The sequence below is a fragment of the Nodularia sp. LEGE 04288 genome (assembly GCF_963896525.1).
Taxonomy (GTDB): domain Bacteria; phylum Cyanobacteriota; class Cyanobacteriia; order Cyanobacteriales; family Nostocaceae; genus Nodularia.
The window spans coordinates 1-19,375 of record NZ_CAWQOY010000179.1; the positions used below are offsets into that span (position 1 = coordinate 1).

Below are 19,375 nucleotides of genomic sequence, written 5' to 3' on the forward strand. Positions count from 1 at the left end.
CTTCTTATCCTCTGCCTCCTTGCCTCTTCTACCCTGCACCCTGCCCCCTGCCCCTCTGCCTCCTCCCAGTTCCCACTTCACATATCTGCTATCAACGGCAAGAGAAGGGTGACAAAATAATAAACCAAGGGAGCTGTAAAGATATAACTATCGGTGCGGTCTAAAATGCCACCGTGACCAGGAATTAACTGGCCTGAATCCTTCACCCCAGCGTCACGCTTGAGCATAGACTCAGTAAGGTCACCCAAAAGACTGGCAATACCAATCAGTAAACCCAAAGCTACACCAGTGAATACAAATTTTGGCAAGTGCAGATAATAGGCTCCTGCTAAGGCTACAGCAATGCTGGCAGTGATGCCAAAAACTGCACCTTCAACTGTTTTTTTGGGACTGATGTCAGATAAACGGGTTTTTCCGAAGAATTTACCAATAACGTAAGCACCAATGTCAGCTGCCCAAATACATAAGAAAGTCAAAACTGTTAAAGTCAAACCTTGTGGTACTGAAGCCCAACTTTTTTGATCTAAGTTGAAAATATTTGTCCAATCTGTAGGCCAGTAACCACCGAAAGGGAGATTGCTGTTGGCTAAACTACCAAGGCTGCGTAATCGTACCCAGTAACTTGATAAATAGCCGACATAAAATAGTCCCATAATCGAAGCAGAAATATCGGCAATTGTGGCCATTTTTGGCTGAAACAGTAAATAAAAACAAATCAACGTCCCAGCTATGGGCATGACGGCATCAGCTAAAGTTTCATTAACGTTACAAATTACCAGTAAGGCTTGACTAACAAATATGGTGGTTTTAGCAGCAGGAAAAATACCTCTAGCTCGTACCAAATTAAAATATTCTTCTTGACCTAAAAACACGACTACCGCAATGGCGATAGTAAAGTACCAGCCTCCCAAAAGGGTGGCAAGTAGAGCAAGGGCGATCGCGACAATTCCACTAATAATCCGAGACCAAGGCATAGAAGTCAGTATGAAGTATAAAGGATGAAGTCTGAAGTATGAGGTGTGATTGATTTATCCTTTATGCCTCAGTTTTCATCCTCCGAATTTAGTCTAGTTTCTCACCACTCAGGATAAAAATGGGATCAACAGCTACAAAGGTTTGAGAAAAGCCGCGCGTCTCCAAGCGGTTGACCGCAGACTGGACGACTTCAATATTTCTAGCGCGCAACACGGAGAAGCTTTGAGAAATAGCATACAAGCCTTCTAGATTAGCAGCTGTGGCGACCACTCTACCTGATGGGGGCAAATAATGCCATACTGCTGGCAAAATATCCTGTATGGGCTTTCCACCCTCAATACAAACGCGGTGAGGGGCTACTTTGAGATCATGCAAACACTCTGGGGCGCTACCTTCAATTACTTCCACATTTTTGACTTCAAAGCGATCGCAGTTGCGTTTAATCAAATTGGCGACATCTTCATCTCGTTCCACAGCAATAATTTTTCCACCAGGACATAGCAGTCCGGCTTCTACGGGAATTGTCCCAGTTCCCGCCCCAATATCCCATAATACTGAATCAGGTTTTAGCCGCAGTTGAGAAATCAATAATAGCCGAAATTCTCGCTGGCTGAAGGGAATACCTGGCAAATGCTCAAACAATTCATCGGGAATACCAGGGGTAACATAAGGCCAAAGTTGGGAAGGCATACAAAGACACAATTATACTAAACATATCAGCTTGCCCAATTTGACAAGCTATCAGCTAAAAAAGCGTTAAAACACAGCGTTATCAGCAATCATCATGGTCAGCGAAATCTTAGGTGACCGCTACGAAGTCCAGCAGCTATTGGGAAAAAAATCAGGGCGGCGATCGCTATTAGCGAAGGATCAAGTAACCGGAGAATTGGTAGTTGTGAAGTTACTCTCGTTTAATAGTGACTTTGAATGGGATGATCTCAAGCTGTTTGAGCGTGAGGCTGAAACATTAAAATCTTTGTCCCATCCCGCCATCCCTCGCTATTTAGACTATTTTGAAGTAAATTCATCTACTATTAAAGGATTTGCTTTAGTACAGAGTTATATCCCCGCGCAAACCTTAGAGCAATATCTACAAACTGGGCGAACTTTTACAGAAGCTGAAGTTAAACAGGTAGCTATAGCAGTTTTAGAAATTTTGATTTACCTACATGGGCTGCATCCCCCTGTGATTCACCGTGATCTTAAGCCTAGCAATATTTTATTAGGTGAGCGTTCTGGGAATAGTGTTGGTCAAGTTTACCTAGTCGATTTTGGTTCTGTACAAACCGTTCTCGCGGCTGAAGGTGGAACTAGGACTGTAGTCGGAACTTATGGTTATATGCCACCAGAGCAATTTGGGGCGCGGACTGTTCCCGCTTCTGACCTTTATAGTTTAGGTGCAACTTTAATTTATTTAAGTACGGGTACTCATCCCGCCGATTTACCCCAAAAAGATTTTCGCATTCAGTTTGAGCAAGTGACTCATCTGAGTCCCGGCTTGAGGAGTTGGTTACAGTGGATGACTGAACCAAGCTTGGAACGGCGGAGCAGTTCTGCTTTGGAAGCTTTAAAAGCTTTGGATAAGTCGGAATTGAACACTCCAGACACTTTAAATGTTGTTAAACCTGCGGGGAGTAAAATTCAACTCACCAAGAATTGGGATCATCTTGAAATTCTGATTCCACCAGTTGTCTGTCATCCGTTGATGTTCTTTGTGATGTTCTTTGTTGGTATAGGTGCGATCTCCTTGATTCTTTTTAGTGTTTCAACGATAATTCAAGCTCTTCTTTCTGCCCCCTTTCCTGACAATCTCTCTTTTGCTTTTGCTATGTGGACAGTTCCTGTCTGTTTGATTGGCTTCTTATCGGTATCTAGAATATTGTGGAGTTTATTTGGCAACATTAGACTGAGCTTAGATCAGCAGCAAATTTCCTGGCGATATGAGTTATTAGGATTTAAATTTGATCATCCCCGTCCAGCCCTCAGAGAAAGTATTACTAAACTTGTTTATATTCCCGAACACTTTGAGAAGCAGTCTGACGGAAATATAGTAAAAAAATCAGCAAAATTGGAGATTTGGGCAGGAGTACAAAAGTATCAGCTTGGTGGTGGCACTCCTAGTATTCTCCATGATGTTCTAAATATGGATAATACTGAATTGGAAGGGGAATTGGAATGGCTAGCCCATGAATTAAGTGATTGGTTAGGGATGGAAATCAGCCAATAAGTAGTATTATAATTTCTAGCGTGATTAGCAATTATTATGGTCAGCAACATCTGAGATGAATTGGCAGATAATGCTACTTTAATCTTTATAGACCCTTAACAGGCAAGACTTATGTTTGGACTGGGATGGCCGGAAGTAGTCATAATTTCCATAGTAGCTATTGTGATTTTTGGCACTAAAAAAATTCCTGAATTGGGAAATGCACTGGGTAAAACCTTACGGGGTTTTAAGGAAGAATTGAACTCTGATGATGATGACACCACTGCTGAACAAGAACAGCAATAGCCAATGGTAGAGACGCAATTACTCGTCTCTACTGTGTGACTAAAGCAAAGTATTGATCACAGAAGATGTCACCCCATTTTGGTTATCTGCGATGGTTGTGGAGATATTTTGTTCTTGTACCTCCTCTGTCACTAAACCACGCAGCTTGATTAACTTGATGGCTCGATTCACACTTTCTGGCAAAATTACCACCAGACTGTTATCGGGAGCCATATCTAAAGCTTTATTAATCGCTGCGGTTTCATCCAAAATCGACTCATAACGAGAATCTGGATTAACTTCGGTGATGCCTTTAGTAATTAAATCCGCAGCTGATCCCCGTGACCGTCCCCTGGTGTCATCATCTTCTTTGACAATGATGTGGTCAAAAATATCTGCTGACAATTTACCCAAAGTGACAAAATCTTCATCACGGCGATCGCCAGGTCCACCAATTACGCCAATGCGCTCTCCTGTTGTCCAATTACGCACAAAAGAACCCAAAGCTTCATAACTAGCTGGATTGTGAGCATAATCTACTAAAGCGTGGTATCTCCCTAAATTAAATAAATTCATCCGTCCTGGCGTTTGACTTACCGAAGCACGGAACGACTTCAAACCAGCCCGAATCTCCTCAATGGTGACGTTTTGGACAAAGGCTGCCAAACTAGCTGCTAAAGCATTAGCAATCATGAACGGCGCACGTCCACCCATTGTCAAGGGAATATTTTCTGCCCTTTCGATGCGGTGCGTCCAATCACCTTTGACAATTGACAGATAGCCATTTTCGTAAACTGCCGCTACTCCTCCCTTTTGGACGTGCTTCCGCACTAATTCCGAATCAGGATTCATGGTGAAGTAGGCAATATTAGCTTTCGTTTTTTCTGCCATCGCCGCAACGCGGTGATCATCAGCGTTCAGGACTGCGTAGCCATCAGGAAATACAGCTTCTGCTACGACGCTCTTCAGGTTAGCTAATTGATCGATAGTATCTATATCGCCTATGCCCAGATGGTCAGCAGCTACATTCAACACTACACCTACATTAGCCATTTCAAACCCTAATCCAGAGCGGAGAATGCCACCACGAGCTGTTTCCAGTACCGCTACTTCTACAGTTGGGTCTTCCAGAATCACATGAGCGCTTTGCGGCCCTGTATTATCTCCGGATTCAACTAAGTATTCACCGATATAAGTCCCATCTGTAGTTGTATATCCTACTACCTTACCTGTCTGTTTGTAGATATGTGCTAATAGTCGAGTTGTAGTGGTTTTACCATTAGTACCTGTGACACTCAAGATGGGAATGAGTCCGGACTGTTGGTTGGGAAACAGCATATCCATCACTGCCCCGGCAACGTTGCGGGGGATGCCAATACTTGGGGCAACGTGCATCCTGAACCCAGGTGCAGCATTCACTTCCACAATTACAGCATCCATTTCTCGCAGAGGACGACTAATATCTGTAGTCACAATATCCAGTCCGGCGATATCCAAACCAATAATTTTTACGATCCTTTGTGCCAGCCAAACATTTTCGGGGTGGATTTCATCAGTGCGATCTATAGCACTACCACCCGTACTTAAATTAGCTGTTGCACGCAGGTAACAAATTACTCCCTTTGGTGGTACGCTATTGAGAGTGTAACCTTGTCTTTCTAACAGTTGGTAGCTGTTGCGGTCTAGTTCAATTTTAGTGAGGATTTTATCATGACCGTCACCCCGATTGGGGTCTTGGTTGGTTTCGGAAATCAGGTCGCCAATGGTGGATCTGCCATTACCAACTACGTGAGCTGGGACGCGTTCGGCTACTGCTACGACTTTGCCGTCTACAACTAGTACGCGATGATCTCGCCCAACGTAATAGCGCTCAATAATAATTGACCGAGAAACAAGTCTAGCCGCTTCGTAACCTGCCTCCGCTTCATCCCAGGTTCTAATATCAATGGTAATACCACGCCCGTGGTTACCATCTGATGGTTTGATGACGATGGGATAGCCGCCCACATATTCAATGGCTTCTTCCAAGTCGTCTAAAAAGTTGATCACCGTACCTCTGGGTACTGGCGCTCCAGCTGCCGCGAGAATGCGTTTGGTCGCTTCTTTGTCGCAAGCAAGTTCCACTCCCAAAATGCCCGTGTGATTGGTCATGGTCGCCTGCATTCGCTTCTGATTCACGCCGTAACCCATCTGAATCAAAAAGCGGGCGCTCAACTGTATCCAGGGAATACCCCTTTTTTCGGCTTCTTTGACAATTGCTTCTGTAGAAGGACCTAAAGAAGATTCACGCCATAAATCTTTCAGGTCTAGGATATCTTGATCGAGTTCTGCTTTTGGATAACGACCTCTATCAACGATACTTTGGCACAGCCGCACAGCTGCTCGTCCAGCGTAGCGTCCCGCTTCCTCATTCAGGTACTCAATCACTACCTGGAATATTCCAGGTGTGGCAGTTTCACGGGTGCGCCCAAAGCCGACGTGCATTCCGGCTAATTCCTGAAGTTCTAAGGCTACGTGTTCCACGATGTGGCCCATCATGGTGCCTTCTTTGACCCGCATCAGGAAACCACCGCGACAGCCAGGTGAGCAATAGTGACCCTCCAGACTTGGCAGCGCCTCTACTAATCCTTCATAAAAGCCAGGGATTTCATTCGAGGGCATCTCGGCAAGGTTTTCTAAATCAAGGCGCATAACGATCAGCTTGTGGCGTCGAATGCTCCAGTAGTTTGGGCCACGTAAGGTCTGGATCTTGAGGATTCTCATGGGAATAGGTAGATGGAGATTCGGAACCAAAATTCTAGTTTCTTACTCAAATTGACCGCTAAACTGTTTATTACGAACAGTTTTTTATTTTTCATGGTATGCTTATGATTTTTTTACAGCCAAAAACCAAATCAGCGATGCCTTCGGCCGCAAGCAATAACACAGTGTAACCGACCATACTCTATCTCCTCAGCTAGATATGCGATGCACAGCTGGCAATACAGTCCTTTGATACAAATGAAATCGATCGCCATAGCTGAGGATGTGCAGGCGCAAATTATGCACAGTTAGAGGTTCATTAGCGCCGACATGAGGTTCATTGGTATGGGTAACTTCTGTGGGATCGACAATGGTGACACTGCCTTTACCCACAACTTGTAGCCAACCATCACGTTCAAATACAGCACAGGTATCTTCATCAATGCCAATACCTAGACGGTCAGGATGAGCTGCGATCGCACTAATTAGGCGACCCATGCGATTCCGATTGTGAAAATGCTGGTCTACAATCACTTCCGGGATAAAACCCAAACCAGTTGCCATATCGACCAAGGAACGATTTGGAGTTTCACCACTACCACCGCCAGCAATCATGTGATGTCCCATGACAGCCGCCCCCGCACTAGTGCCTGCTAGGGTCAGTTGTCCGGCTCGCACTCGTTGTCGGATAATTTCCATCGCTGGGGTATCTGACAGTACGCCGCAAAGACGTAATTGGTCGCCTCCGGTGAGAAATACCCCACTACAGGCTTCCAAGGACTCTTTAACTTGGGCTGTTTCGCACTGTTCACGTTCGCGGATGTCTAAAATCTCGACTTTTTCAGCACCCATTTCTTCAAACAGGCGAATATACCTACCACCGATGATAGCGGGTTCACGAGAAGCCGATGGAATAATTGTAATATAGGCCTTACTAGCACCAGCACGACCAAAAAAAGTTCTGAGGATATCGCGTCCATGAACTTTATCTTCTGCGCCTCCGATAACCAGAACGGCGGTTTTAGTTGCTTGGGGTGTCCTCATTTCCAGCGATTTAGCTTTTAATTGCGGCATTATGTTTCTCCTGTCAACAACTTCAGGTGAATTTAACAAGGTTCAGTAGGCTGATGATTTTTGCACTTGGCTTTTTTGAGAGGAAACTTGTCTGAAGTTAGGATCGGGATAAGTTGCCGATTTAACTTCTGGACTGATCCACATATTCGCCCAGCTTCGACCTCAGCAGAAGCTTCAAGATTCATGTGTCCGTTGCTGTTCCTCAAAGCAAGTGCCTTGTTGTTCACCTGTACACTTTTTCCAGACTGGCAAAATAATGCTTGGGAGAATAAAGTTGACACTTGGTGTGCCGGGGTGTCCCCCTTTGAAAAAAATGTCCTTTTTTCCTCTGGTATTGGGACTATCCGGTCTTAACACCCTTTTTTTGAAGCTGGGCCTATGCAGCCACCGAAGTTGTTAACTTAGTCAGATTATTAATTTAAATGTACTTGTGACAATATTTAAACACAAATTAAGTAATTAGAAAAACTTTTGATTGTACCTAAAATCAATAGTTCTGGTACTTTTAGTCACTATTGATTAAACTTATCTGTAGTTCTATCCTACATTGACTGATTGTGTTTGCTAGACATTCAAATTTAAGATTAGTGTTCTCGAATACGAATTACTGTGCGCTTTGATATAGTTACACTTTTTCCTGACTGTTTTACCTCAGTTTTAAGTTCCGGGCTGCTGGCTAAAGCCTTAGCAAAACAGATAGCCCAAGTAAATCTGGTTAATCCCAGAGATTTTACCACTGATAAGCATCATAAGGCTGATGATGAACCTTATGGTGGTGGAGTGGGGATGCTGATGAAGCCAGAACCGATCTTTCTTGCTGTGGAGTCGTTGCCAACTCTACCCCGCAGAGAGATTATTTTAATGAGTCCCCAAGGTCAAACCATAAATCAACCCTTGTTGAAAGAATTGGCTACAAATTATGACCAGCTAGTAGTGATCTGCGGCCATTACGAAGGGGTAGATGAGCGGGTGCTGCATTTAGTGACTCGTGAGGTGTCTTTAGGCGATTTTATTCTGACTGGGGGAGAAATTCCCTCTATGGCATTACTTAATGGTGTAGTGAGGCTTCTACCAGGCACTGTGGGCAAAGTGGAATCCCTGAAAGCAGAAAGTTTTGAGGAGGAGGGGTTGTTGGATTATCCCCAGTACACTCGCCCAGCTAATTTTCGCGGCTGGAAAGTTCCTGATGTCTTGCTATCTGGGAATCATGCCGAAATTGCCCGATGGCGATATGAACAACAAATTCAAAGAACAGGCGATCGCCGCCCCGATTTGCTGAAAAAATGGCAAGAAGAGAAGGGAGTGGGGAGTGGGGAGTAGGGGAAGAAGCAGGGGAGCAGGGAGCAGGGGAGAAGAAACTTCCCAATGACTAAGGACTAAGGACTAATGACTAATGACTAAAATCCGGATTGGTAACGGCTACGATATCCACAAATTAGTAAGCGATCGCCCTTTAATTTTAGGAGGAATCCAAATTCCTCATGAATTGGGCTTATTGGGGCATAGTGACGCTGATGTACTCACCCACGCCATTATGGATGCCATGTTAGGGGCATTATCCCTGGGGGATATTGGTCATTATTTTCCCCCTACTGATCCTCAATGGGCAGGGGCTGATAGCTTAGTGCTATTAACTCAAGTACATCAGCTGATTAAGGATCAAGGTTGGCAGATAGGCAATATTGACACAGTAGTAGTAGCAGAACGTCCCAAATTGAAACCGCATATTGAAAAAATGCGTGATCAGTTAGCGACTGTTTTACAATTAGCACCAAATCAAATTGGGATCAAAGCTACCACTAACGAAAAATTAGGCCCTGTTGGCAGAGAAGAAGGTATATGTGCTTATGCCGTGATTTTATTAGTAGCTAGTGATTAGTCAATTTATTGAATGATCAGATATTCTGCTATGACCAATAGTTCCTTAATGGTACAAGCCCCCTGATTTATCTGTGGGGTCGAACCAAAATCCAAAATCTAAAATCTAAAATCTAAAATTGTTTGACTGGTTTACGTCTAGGTCATCAAACTAACTAAACGAGAAATTATGATGATATTACATAAAAAAATCTCTAATCAAGCAAAACGTTCTTGGTTGCTCATCAGTCTAATTGCGTTTACAGCCATGACAATTGCCGCTTGTAACCCATCTAATTTTAAAAGTACAGCGGCTCAAGTACCACAGTTAGTAAACAGTATTCTGAGTGACCCCCAAACCTTTAACTATCCTCTCAATCAAGATGCATCAACATCAAGTCTGCTGGGATTGACTTACGAGGGTTTAACCACCCAAAACCCGATAACTGGTGAAATAGAGCCAAACTTAGCAGAATCATGGGAAACTGCCGATGATAACTTGGGATTTATCTTTACCCTCCGAGAAGGTTTGAAATGGTCTGATGGTAAACCATTAACAGTAGATGATGTAGTTTTTACTTACAACGACATTTACCTGAATGAAGAAATTCCCACAGATACGAGAGATGTTTTGCGGATTGGTGAAAGTCGGGCATTACCTAATGTCAAAAAAATCGATAATCGGCGGGTTGAATTCACAACTCCTGAACCATTTGCACCATTTTTAGGAATTTTAGGAATACCAATTTTACCTGCCCATGTCCTAGCAGAATCTATCAAGACAAAAGACCAAGAAGGTAAGCCCATATTTCTGTCAAAATGGGGCGTTGATACTCCTGTAGAGCAAATTATTGTTAATGGCCCTTATAAGTTAGAGCGTTATGACACAAGTCAACGTGTAATTCTCCAGCGCAACCCCTACTATTGGCGTAAAGGGACACAAGGAGAATCTCAACCTTATATTGAAAGGATAGTATGGTCAATTGTAGAATCCACAGATACTTCATTGCTGCAATTTCGTTCTGGTAGTTTAGATTCTGTGTCAGTCACACCAGATTATTTTTCGCTGCTAAAAAAGCAAGAAAAACAGGGTAATTTCACAATCTACAACGGCGGACCAGCGACTGGAACATCATTTGTTTTATTTAATCTCAACAAAGGTATAAGAGATGGTAAACCGTTAGTAGATCCGATAAAATCACGTTGGTTCAATACAGTTGAATTTCGGCAGGCTGTAGCTTATGCTATTGACCGCCAAACCATGATTAATAATACTTTTCGCGGCTTGGGTCAAACTCAAGATTCGCCACTTACTATCCAAAGTCCCTTTTATCTTGCACCTGAAGAAGGACTAAAAACCTACGATTACAATCCAGAAAAAGCGAAAGAATTGCTCAAAAAAGCTGGATTCAAATATAATGCCCAAGGGCAACTATTAGATGCCCAAGGTAACCGCGTTCGCTTCACTTTACTGACGAATGCCGGCAACAGAATCCGTGAAGCAATGGGAGCGCAAATTAGCCAAGATTTAGGCAAAATTGGGATGCAAGTCGATTTCACGCCTTTGGCATGGAATACTTACACAGATAAGCTAGCCAATACTCTTGACTGGGATGCTTCTTTACTCGGATTAAGTGGTGGTTTAGAACCGAATAATGGGGCTAACGTCTGGAACCCTGAAGGTGGATTACATATGTTTAATCAAAAACCCCAAGCGGGACAAAAGCCCATAGAAGGCTGGGAAGTTGCTCCTTGGGAGGCTAGAATTGGTGACCTTTACATTCAAGCCGCCAGGGAATTAGACGCAGCCAAGCGAAAAGCAATTTATGCGGAAACTCAGAAGATTACCCAGGAAAATTTACCGTTTATTTACTTGGTTAATCCCTATTCGTTGTCAGCAGTGCGGAATAAATTTGAGAATATCAAATTCTCAGCTTTGGGAGGCGCATTCTGGAACATTCATGAAATCAACATTATCGAGTAGGCAAATATTACACTCTATTTTCTCATCTTGTTCATCTCTCCATCCCCTCATCTAAAATTACTGTGACTCAACCTGAAACTTTGCGATCGCTCCTCGAAGCCGTTGCCAATGGTAAAGTTACCCCAGATATGGCCTTAGACTCATTAAAAGACTTAGCCTATGAACCTGTGGGGGAGTTTGCCAAAATTGACCACCATCGTGAACTCAGAACTGGTTTTCCGGAAGTAATTTGGGGGCCTGGTAAAACCCCCGAACAGATTGCTCAAATTATGGAGGTGATGCGCCTGCGTAATTCGGTGGTGATGGCTACCCGCATTGAACCAGCCGTTTATACTGCACTGCAACTCAAGATTACAGATTTGCATTATTACGAATTGGCGCGCATTTGTGCGATTATTCCCCCTACCCTCGAACCCAAGATGGAGGGGTTAATTGGGATTCTCTCTGCCGGCACTGCTGATCTAGCTGTAGCTGAAGAGGCCGCTGTGACAGCAGAACTTTCTGGCTTTCGTGTACAGCGTCTTTGGGATGTGGGTGTTGCTGGGATTCACCGCTTGCTCAGTAATCGCGATCTGATTTCATCATCATCAGTTCTGATTGTTGTGGCAGGAATGGAAGGCGCTTTACCCAGCGTTGTGGCAGGTTTGGCAGATTGTCCGGTGATTGCTGTTCCCACCAGCATCGGTTATGGCGCGAGTTTTGGCGGTTTAGCCCCCCTGTTGACAATGCTCAACTCTTGTGCGGCTGGGGTGGGTGTGGTGAATATTGATAATGGGTTTGGTGCGGCTGTTTTAGCTGGGCAAATTTTGCGAACAGCCGAGAAATTACGGATAGCATCTTCTGGATCTTGAATGGTTACAGTTAAGCTATACTTAGGATTTCAATACTTAGTCAGTGTTTATTGGGAAAAAATAAACAACTGGCTACTAATAACTTCCGTAGATCACCCATAAATTATCAAGCTATGAACTACTTCAGTGGTGTAATATCTCAGTTAGTTTGGCAACTGCCAGTAAATCTGACGATGCTAGCTCAAACAATTAACGATACAGATGTCTTAGGCCAGATGCAACAAGCTTGGAATAACTTTGTCATCACAGGTCAAATCTGGGCGCTGTTGATTGGGATAGTAATTGGCTATATCCTCAAGAATCTGACAAGCTACGGTTAAGGACTAGGGACTGAGGTAGAGGCGCAGGGGGCAGGGTGGAGGGTGCAGAGGAGAAGAGGAAAGGTTGTTAAGCAGCCGGGAGTGTAAAATAATTTCCCACTCACCCCCGCTCCCTGCTCCCCTGCTTCTTATGGGGACTGGGGAAGGGAATAAGTGATAAATTTCTATTGTGTCTTCCTCAATAGACATCTCCACTTCTCCACTTCCTAATTTCTTATTAATCTATGACCAAAGAACAAACGTGGAGTCAGCGATTTGAGTCAGCATTGCATCCTGCGATCGCTCGTTTTAATGCCAGTATAGGTTTCGATATTGAATTAATCGAATATGACCTGACTGGTTCTCAAGCTCATGCCAAAATGTTGGCTCACACAGGCATTATTTCCCTAGCCGAGGGTGAAGAATTGGTGGCGGGTTTAGAACAAATTCGCCAAGAATACCGCCAGGGCAAATTTCAGCCGGGGATTGATGCGGAGGATGTCCATTTTGCTGTGGAACGGCGATTGACAGAAATTGTGGGTGATGTGGGTAAAAAGCTGCATACCGCGCGATCGCGTAATGACCAAGTTGGGACTGACACCAGACTTTATCTCCGCGACCAAATCCAAGAAATTCGGAGCCACTTACGGGAATTTCAAGGTGTATTGTTAGATATAGCGGAACAGCACGTTGAAACTTTAATTCCTGGCTATACTCACCTCCAACGCGCCCAACCCCTGAGTTTAGCTCATCACCTCATGGCATATTTCCAAATGGCACAACGGGACTGGGAACGCCTGGAGGATGTTGCCCGCCGAGTCAATATTTCGCCTCTGGGGTGTGGTGCATTGGCAGGAACGACTTTCCCCATTGACAGACATTACACCGCCGAACTCTTGCATTTTGAGAGTATTTATGCTAACAGCTTGGATGGAGTAAGCGATCGCGACTTTGCCATTGAATTTATCTGTGCGGCTAGCTTAATCATGGTTCACCTCAGCCGTCTTTCCGAGGAAATTATTCTCTGGTCATCGGAAGAATTTCGTTTTATCACCCTCAAAGATAGCTGTGCCACTGGTTCCAGCATTATGCCCCAAAAGAAAAACCCCGACGTACCAGAATTAGTCCGAGGAAAAACCGGGCGGGTATTTGGTCATCTCCAAGGAATGCTGGTAATTATGAAAGGGCTACCCCTGGCATATAACAAAGACCTCCAAGAAGACAAAGAAGGTTTATTTGACAGCGTTAACACCATCAAAGCGTCTCTAGAAGCAATGACAATATTGTTACGGGAAGGCTTAGAATTTCGTACCCAGCGTTTAGCAGCAGCCGTAGCTGAAGATTTTTCCAATGCCACCGATGTAGCCGATTATCTAGCCGCCAGGGGTGTCCCTTTCCGGGAAGCCTATAATCTCGTGGGTAAAGTAGTAAAAACCAGTATTGCCGCAGGTAAACTGTTAAAAGATTTAACCTTAGAAGAGTGGCAACAATTACATCCAGCATTTGCCGCAGATATTTATGAAGCAATATCGCCCCGTCAAGTTGTCGCAGCACGCAACAGTTACGGTGGTACAGGTTTTACACAGGTCAATCAGGCAATTGCTACAGCCCGCGCTCAAATTGATCAATCGATTCAATAGAAAATGGGAAAAACTGTGACTTGATTGCCAGAAAAGAGGAACAGGCGGAATGCCACGGTAATGAGGCAATCAGCTTCAGGGTTTTCTGGTAGCAGTTTAGATAAAATATGGGCGTACAGCTAGCTGCACGCCCTAAAAATTCAAAAACTCAAGTAATAAGGATTTCAACAGAGGGCTTATTCTGTATCAGCTGCTGCTGCGCCTTCTTCTTCCTCACTCTTCGGAGGTCTTTGTTGGAATCTTCTCTGCATTCTTCCTGTAGTAGTCCGTTTACGAAACTTTCTGGCATACGCCTGGTTCCGTAGCGCCTTTTCTTTTTTCGGGTTACGGCGCTTGGCCATGTTCACCTCATTTAATAAACAACAAAAAAGTGTAACTAGGCATCACATAAGCAATATCAGCTACTTATGCTATTGATATAATTTTGGCCTAGTTTAGTAATCCAGATACTTTTAACAGTATACTAGTCTATCGTATTTAATTTATTTATGTCAATAGTACCCTGAATCGTTTCTCCAGTCCCAAGGTGTTGAGCATTTAGCTAAAGCAGCAAACGGATAATCAAACTTAGACACCAAAAGTGTTTTAACCCACTCCCCCGGTGACTGAGCGACTTGTACTGAGCGAAGTCGAAGTAAGTCGAAGTAACTCCCGACTCCCTACTCCCCAGCTATAAATGACCTCAAGGCAATATTTGTATAATTAAATACTGAATTTTCATTATTTCTTTCGCAACAAATGGGAAGATTGATATACTATACGAAGTCACTAGCATAAAATCCTCAAATACAAGCATATTTGTGTTCTACAAAAATTAACGCCAAATTCCTGGATTTTATGTAAATTGTAGGAAATTAGAGAACACAACACACATACATAACTTAAGTTTGAATGTTCTTGCTTTTTTTTGCCACAGTTGTCCAGTCCACACGTAATTTATGGCGTGTAGGACAAACGGTACTGGGTATGATCTTCCGTCATCCCATTACTGGCGCTAGTATCATTCCGATATTACCAGATGGTCGAATTGTCCTGATTAAGCGGCGCGATGATGGCTGTTGGGCATTACCTGGAGGTATGGTGGACTGGGGAGAGGACATTCCTAAAACAGTCAACCGAGAATTGATAGAAGAAACTGGACTAGAGTTGGTGAAAATTACCCGTTTAGTAGGAGTTTACTCAGCACCTGACCGAGATCCTCGCATTCATTCAATTTGTGTTGTGGTTGAAGCTAAAGTTCAAGGTAAAATGGAGATCCAAGATAGTTTGGAGGTTATGGACATCCAGGCTTTTACTACCGATTCTTTACCTCCAGGAAAAATGTCTCATGACCACACTCGGCAGTTAAAAGACTACTTGAATGGGTTGACAACACTGGCGTAAAGCTATTTTGAATTTAAGATTTAACGTTAAATTAAAATGAGTACCCTATTCCGTAACTCCCGAAGGAAACTTTCTCAAGGGCTACTATTCTGGCGCGAAGCTGGTCAAGGTACTCCGGTAATTTTTTTACATGGTGCTTGGAACGATAGCAGTCAATGGGTATCAGTAATTGAGTCATTATCTCAGAATTTCCATTGCCTGTCACCAGATTTGTTAGGGTTTGGTGAGTCAGAAAATCCTCATGTTCATCACTCAATTGATTTACAGGTGGAGTGTATTGCTGAATTTATTCAAGCTGTGAGATTAAAAAAGGTATACTTAGTCGGCTATTCTCTGGGCGGTTGGATTGCTGCTAGCTATGCTTTAAAGTATCCAGAGCAAGTTTGTGGTTTAGTATTACTAGCGCCAGAAGGTGTAGGCATAGAAAGACAAGAAAAATATTCGCGTCAAATGCGAAAATTAGTCAGTGGTCCACCAATATTATCGCAACTATTAAAATTGTTTCGACCTTTAAATAAAATTTGGGGGTTGAAAGAAAAAATTGATCAGAATTTTAGTCTGCGTCAGAAGTTGTTAAAATATCCCACGGCTTGTCAGTTATTATTCCAACGGCGTGAGTTAGAAATTGAAGCAGAATTGCTGCATAAAAGATTGCATTTGATGGAAGTTCCAGTTTTAATTTTGCAAGGCGGTCAAGATTTACTAGATGCTGTAGTTAAAAGTCAAACTTACACTCAACTGCTTCCTAAAGTGGAGTTGCAAATAATTGCTCACGCTGGAAATGATTTACCTGGTTCTTGTCCTGGGATTTTAGCTAGAGATATTCAGAATTTTATCCAGGCTAATTAAAGTTTGCTCGGAATGGGGATTTAATAAAATACAGAACCTCACCCCCAGCCCCTCTCCTTATTAAGGCTACGGTGTACACACAAGTCTTGAAATCCTTTTTTGTGTCATAACACCCCACCCCTAGCCCCTCCCCGCAAGCGAGGAGGGGAACCGGATTTACAGTGAAATTCTGTTTTTAGGCCTGGAAACCCTTTTTGGATCAGGATGTGTGTACACGGTAGCCTTATTAAGGAGAGGGGAGAATTTAGGAGAGGGGAGAATTTAAAAGTCTCTGGTTATTTCTCGTATTCCCCAAAAGGTTAAATTTGGTTCCACAATTAAATGCGCGGCAATTTCTGGGAACTGATATTGGAGATAGTTTAGCAGTAAGATGCGATCGCCACCTTTAAGAACAATTTTGCCGTCAGGAAATAACTGCCCCCAGGCTGTAATAAAATCTTTAATTCCAGCTAATAAAGTGTAAATAATTCCACTTTGAATGGCCTCTGGTGTATTCATGGCAAAACGTGGAGGTAAAGAGATAATTTCTGTTTCTAACTGTGGTAATTGTCCGGTTTTTTCACCCAAAGTCCTAAATTGTAAACCCAGTCCTGGCATAATTGCGCCTCCCACCAAAGTCTCGTTAGCATCCGCACCCGTAAAAGTTAGTGCAGTTCCAGCATCAATTACCAGCATCGGAAAATCCCAAGTTTTTCCAGCCCCCCACAAAGCCAGCGCCCGGTCAATTCCCAAGGTGGGATACATATTTAATAGGGGGATTTGGTCTAAGGTAATCACGCGCACATGAGGGTGAGTTTGCCAAAGTGCTGTTTGCTGGGGAACAACAGAGGCTAAAAAGATAGGGGGATGAGGCGAATTTTTTGCTCCTACTTCCCTGGGAGGAAAAATTTCTGGTGGTAAATCAGCAAGTGTTTGACATTGAGCTAGTTGATGTGCTAGTGACTCTGAAAAATGCTCGGTATCCCAAGTGTGCTGGAGGGTGTCACCTGTAAATAAAGCCCAGTGCAACCGCGAATTGCCAATTTCCAAAGCTAACCAAAGATTTTCTCTGTGTTTGGGTGGTTTCACAGTTTTAATTTTTTTAAGTCAGTCATAGGTTTTTTAATAAAGCTTAACAATCAAGGCGTGTCACAATAAAACCAGGGGAAAAAATACTTATTGTGTCAAGGAGGCCAGCTATGGTAGCACTCACCGAAAGAACTGAAAAACGGCTCACCATAGAGACTGTGGAAATTGCTCAAGAAACGATCGCCATTCGGTCTTTAGATTGGGATCGCGATCGCTTTGATATTGAGTTCGGTTTACAAAACGGTACAACTTATAACTCGTTTCTGATTCGCGGTGAGCAAACTGCTTTAGTTGACACTTCTCACGAAAAGTTTCGCCAGTTATATTTTGATACTCTCACCGGATTAATCAATCCTACAGAAATTGATTATCTGATTATCAGCCACACTGAGCCAGACCATAGCGGCTTAGTGAAAGATTTGCTGCAAATGGCTCCAGATATTACAGTTGTGGCTTCTAAGGTAGCAATTCAGTTTCTGGAAAATTTAGTCCATCAGCCATTTAAACGCCAAATTGTCAAAAATGGCGATCGCTTAGATTTAGGCAATGGTCACGAATTTGAATTTGTGATTGCCCCGAATTTACACTGGCCAGATACTATATTCAGCTTCGACCATAAAACGAAAGTTCTCTACACCTGTGATGCTTTTGGGCTGCATTATTGCTCCGATAGCACCTTTGACGATGATTTAGCAGCGATTGAAGCAGATTTTAAATATTACTACGAGTGCTTAATGGGGCCAAATGCGCGGTCAGTTTTATCGGCCCTGAAGCGGATGGCTGAACTGAAAACCATTGATATGATTGCCACTGGTCACGGCCCCTTATTATCCCACAATGTCCCAGAGTTAACCGGACGCTACCGCACTTGGAGCCAAAGCCAAAGCAAAGCGGAAACAGCAGTAGGAATATTTTACGTTTCCGAATATGGGTATAGCGATCGCCTAGCCCAAGCAATTGCCAAAGGTATCAATAAAACTGATGTCGCTGTGGAAATTGTGGACTTGGGCGCTGGGATAGATTTACAAGAATTACGGGAATTAGTCAGCCGTTGTACAGGAATTGTCATCGGTATGCCGCCTGTAGAAAGTAGTGCTAATATCCAAGCCGCAGTCAGTACGATTATCGGATCAGCCAAAGAAAAACAAGCCATCGGCATCTTTGAAACAGGTGGTGGAGATGACGAACCTATAGATCCTCTGCTGACTAAATTCCGCAACTTGGGTTTAACAACAGTTTTCCCAGCGATTCGGATTAAACAAACGCCTACAGAAAATACTTACCAACTTTGTGAAGAAGCGGGTACAGACTTGGGACAATGGGTAACACGCGATCGCAGCATTAAAGCGATGAAATCTCTGGGTGCAGACCTGGACAAAGCACTAGGCAGAATCAGCGGCGGACTATATATCATTACTGCCAAAAAAGGCGACGTTTCCAGTGCTATGTTAGCCTCCTGGGTTTCTCAAGCCAGCTTCAAACCGCTGGGATTATCCATAGCAGTCGCCAAAGACAGAGCAATTGAATCACTGATGCAAGTAGGCGATCGCTTTGTCCTCAACGTCTTAGAAGAAGGCAATTACCAAACACTGATGAGACACTTCTTAAAACGGTTCGCCCCTGGTGCTGATCGTTTTGAAGGTGTAAGAACTCAGCCAGCCCAAAACGGCGCTCCCATTCTCACCGATGCCTTAGCCTACATGGAGTGTGAAGTTGTGAGTCGGATGGACTGCGGCGACCACTGGGCAGTATATAGCAACGTTTACGAAGGACGAGTTTCTAAACCAGAAGCACTCACAGCCGTTCATCATCGTAAAGTCGGGAATCATTATTAAGAGAGGTAGTGGGGAAATTGCTTTTTTCTGGTATAACACCCCACCCCTAACCCCGGACTGCAAGCGAGGAGGGGAACTGGATTTCCGTTTAAATCCTATCCCCCCATTTTCTGCAAATTAGTCCTAAGCATGATTTTTTCTCCAAAGTATAAGTTATCAATCTATATTCAACCGAAGTAGATGCATAAATATACGTAAACAGTGATATGAAATGATGCAAAATCAACACATCACCAGTAATCCTAATTCCAGTCCCCCCTCCTCGCTTACAGAGTCAAATAATTCCGGTCCCCCCTCCTCGCTTGCGGGGAGGGGGCTAGGGGGTGG

At 43.6% G+C, this 19,375-nt stretch carries 17 protein-coding genes; 11 read left to right on the forward strand and 6 right to left on the reverse strand.

Annotation, left to right across the window (positions count from 1 at the left end):
• Positions 1 to 77 precede the first annotated feature (77 nt).
• Both AACX33_RS25735 and cbiT read right to left on the reverse strand, forming a co-directional pair.
• Positions 78 to 974, reverse strand: a complete 897-nt coding sequence (locus tag AACX33_RS25735; protein WP_193997367.1) for a phosphatidate cytidylyltransferase — start codon at positions 972 to 974, stop codon at positions 78 to 80.
• 88 nt (positions 975 to 1,062) lie between these two features.
• Positions 1,063 to 1,665, reverse strand: a complete 603-nt coding sequence (cbiT, locus tag AACX33_RS25740; RefSeq protein ID WP_193997366.1) for a precorrin-6Y C5,15-methyltransferase subunit CbiT — start codon at positions 1,663 to 1,665, stop codon at positions 1,063 to 1,065.
• A gap of 94 nt (positions 1,666 to 1,759) precedes the next feature.
• On the opposite strand from cbiT, the gene AACX33_RS25745 reads away from it, so the two are divergent.
• Together AACX33_RS25745 and tatA are read left to right on the forward strand one after the other, a co-directional pair.
• Complete coding sequence (locus AACX33_RS25745; RefSeq protein WP_193997365.1) at positions 1,760 to 3,202, forward strand: serine/threonine protein kinase; 1,443 nt, start codon at positions 1,760 to 1,762, stop codon at positions 3,200 to 3,202.
• Between the two features lie 111 nt (positions 3,203 to 3,313).
• Positions 3,314 to 3,487: a twin-arginine translocase TatA/TatE family subunit gene (tatA, locus tag AACX33_RS25750; protein WP_193997364.1), complete on the forward strand. Its 174-nt coding sequence runs from the start codon at positions 3,314 to 3,316 to the stop codon at positions 3,485 to 3,487.
• Positions 3,488 to 3,526: 39 nt separating this feature from the next.
• On the opposite strand, the gene cphA is transcribed toward tatA, so the two are convergent.
• Both cphA and AACX33_RS25760 read right to left on the reverse strand, forming a co-directional pair.
• Positions 3,527 to 6,229: a cyanophycin synthetase gene (gene cphA / locus AACX33_RS25755; RefSeq protein WP_193997543.1), complete on the reverse strand. Its 2,703-nt coding sequence runs from the start codon at positions 6,227 to 6,229 to the stop codon at positions 3,527 to 3,529.
• A 189-nt stretch (positions 6,230 to 6,418) separates the two neighbouring features.
• On the reverse strand, positions 6,419 to 7,282 hold the full coding sequence (locus AACX33_RS25760) for a cyanophycinase (RefSeq protein WP_193997363.1): 864 nt from the start codon (positions 7,280 to 7,282) through the stop codon (positions 6,419 to 6,421).
• A gap of 609 nt (positions 7,283 to 7,891) precedes the next feature.
• Here AACX33_RS25760 and trmD point away from each other — a divergent pair.
• From trmD to argH, 6 genes are all read left to right on the forward strand, one after another.
• Entirely contained in the window at positions 7,892 to 8,602 is a 711-nt protein-coding gene (trmD, locus tag AACX33_RS25765; protein WP_193997362.1) for a tRNA (guanosine(37)-N1)-methyltransferase TrmD, read from the forward strand.
• Positions 8,603 to 8,675: 73 nt separating this feature from the next.
• Positions 8,676 to 9,161 carry a 2-C-methyl-D-erythritol 2,4-cyclodiphosphate synthase gene (ispF, locus tag AACX33_RS25770; RefSeq protein ID WP_193997361.1) on the forward strand — a complete coding sequence of 162 codons (486 nt, stop codon included), beginning with the start codon at positions 8,676 to 8,678 and terminating at the stop codon, positions 9,159 to 9,161.
• Between the two features lie 171 nt (positions 9,162 to 9,332).
• Positions 9,333 to 11,123 carry an ABC transporter substrate-binding protein gene (locus AACX33_RS25775; protein ID WP_193997542.1) on the forward strand — a complete coding sequence of 597 codons (1,791 nt, stop codon included), beginning with the start codon at positions 9,333 to 9,335 and terminating at the stop codon, positions 11,121 to 11,123.
• Positions 11,124 to 11,185: 62 nt separating this feature from the next.
• A complete protein-coding gene (gene larB / locus AACX33_RS25780) occupies positions 11,186 to 11,974 on the forward strand; it encodes a nickel pincer cofactor biosynthesis protein LarB (protein WP_193997360.1) in 789 nt (262 codons plus the stop codon).
• A gap of 113 nt (positions 11,975 to 12,087) precedes the next feature.
• On the forward strand, positions 12,088 to 12,294 hold the full coding sequence (locus tag AACX33_RS25785) for a hypothetical protein (RefSeq protein ID WP_193997359.1): 207 nt from the start codon (positions 12,088 to 12,090) through the stop codon (positions 12,292 to 12,294).
• A 224-nt stretch (positions 12,295 to 12,518) separates the two neighbouring features.
• Complete coding sequence (argH, locus tag AACX33_RS25790; RefSeq protein WP_193997358.1) at positions 12,519 to 13,913, forward strand: argininosuccinate lyase; 1,395 nt, start codon at positions 12,519 to 12,521, stop codon at positions 13,911 to 13,913.
• 176 nt (positions 13,914 to 14,089) lie between these two features.
• Here the strand turns inward: argH and AACX33_RS25795 are convergent, their stop codons facing one another.
• Entirely contained in the window at positions 14,090 to 14,254 is a 165-nt protein-coding gene (locus AACX33_RS25795) for a hypothetical protein (RefSeq protein WP_167407613.1), read from the reverse strand.
• Positions 14,255 to 14,804: 550 nt separating this feature from the next.
• Here AACX33_RS25795 and AACX33_RS25800 point away from each other — a divergent pair.
• Together AACX33_RS25800 and AACX33_RS25805 are read left to right on the forward strand one after the other, a co-directional pair.
• Positions 14,805 to 15,296 (forward strand): NUDIX hydrolase, encoded by a 492-nt coding sequence (locus AACX33_RS25800; protein ID WP_193997357.1) that lies wholly within the window; start codon positions 14,805 to 14,807, stop codon positions 15,294 to 15,296.
• A 36-nt stretch (positions 15,297 to 15,332) separates the two neighbouring features.
• Complete coding sequence (locus AACX33_RS25805) at positions 15,333 to 16,145, forward strand: alpha/beta fold hydrolase (RefSeq protein WP_193997356.1); 813 nt, start codon at positions 15,333 to 15,335, stop codon at positions 16,143 to 16,145.
• Positions 16,146 to 16,406: 261 nt separating this feature from the next.
• On the opposite strand, the gene AACX33_RS25810 is transcribed toward AACX33_RS25805, so the two are convergent.
• Positions 16,407 to 17,222, reverse strand: a complete 816-nt coding sequence (locus AACX33_RS25810) for a pantothenate kinase (RefSeq protein ID WP_193997541.1) — start codon at positions 17,220 to 17,222, stop codon at positions 16,407 to 16,409.
• Between the two features lie 101 nt (positions 17,223 to 17,323).
• On the opposite strand from AACX33_RS25810, the gene AACX33_RS25815 reads away from it, so the two are divergent.
• Entirely contained in the window at positions 17,324 to 19,048 is a 1,725-nt protein-coding gene (locus AACX33_RS25815) for a diflavin flavoprotein (protein ID WP_193997540.1), read from the forward strand.
• Positions 19,049 to 19,375 lie beyond the last annotated feature (327 nt).

What these genes read in the sequence shown, in the direction of transcription:
- AACX33_RS25815 (WP_193997540.1), top strand. Translation starts at nt 17,324, where the DNA reads ATGGTAGCACTCACCGAAAGAACTGAAAAACGGCTCACCATAGAGACT.
- AACX33_RS25745 (WP_193997365.1), top strand. Translation starts at nt 1,760, where the DNA reads ATGGTCAGCGAAATCTTAGGTGACCGCTACGAAGTCCAGCAGCTATTG.
- AACX33_RS25805 (WP_193997356.1), top strand. Translation starts at nt 15,333, where the DNA reads ATGAGTACCCTATTCCGTAACTCCCGAAGGAAACTTTCTCAAGGGCTA.
- cbiT (WP_193997366.1), bottom strand. Translation starts at nt 1,665, where the DNA reads ATGCCTTCCCAACTTTGGCCTTATGTTACCCCTGGTATTCCCGATGAA.
- cphA (WP_193997543.1), bottom strand. Translation starts at nt 6,229, where the DNA reads ATGAGAATCCTCAAGATCCAGACCTTACGTGGCCCAAACTACTGGAGC.
- ispF (WP_193997361.1), top strand. Translation starts at nt 8,676, where the DNA reads ATGACTAAAATCCGGATTGGTAACGGCTACGATATCCACAAATTAGTA.
- argH (WP_193997358.1), top strand. Translation starts at nt 12,519, where the DNA reads ATGACCAAAGAACAAACGTGGAGTCAGCGATTTGAGTCAGCATTGCAT.
- AACX33_RS25795 (WP_167407613.1), bottom strand. Translation starts at nt 14,254, where the DNA reads ATGGCCAAGCGCCGTAACCCGAAAAAAGAAAAGGCGCTACGGAACCAG.
- AACX33_RS25775 (WP_193997542.1), top strand. Translation starts at nt 9,333, where the DNA reads ATGATATTACATAAAAAAATCTCTAATCAAGCAAAACGTTCTTGGTTG.
- AACX33_RS25800 (WP_193997357.1), top strand. Translation starts at nt 14,805, where the DNA reads ATGTTCTTGCTTTTTTTTGCCACAGTTGTCCAGTCCACACGTAATTTA.
- AACX33_RS25735 (WP_193997367.1), bottom strand. Translation starts at nt 974, where the DNA reads ATGCCTTGGTCTCGGATTATTAGTGGAATTGTCGCGATCGCCCTTGCT.
- AACX33_RS25785 (WP_193997359.1), top strand. Translation starts at nt 12,088, where the DNA reads ATGAACTACTTCAGTGGTGTAATATCTCAGTTAGTTTGGCAACTGCCA.
- tatA (WP_193997364.1), top strand. Translation starts at nt 3,314, where the DNA reads ATGTTTGGACTGGGATGGCCGGAAGTAGTCATAATTTCCATAGTAGCT.
- AACX33_RS25760 (WP_193997363.1), bottom strand. Translation starts at nt 7,282, where the DNA reads ATGCCGCAATTAAAAGCTAAATCGCTGGAAATGAGGACACCCCAAGCA.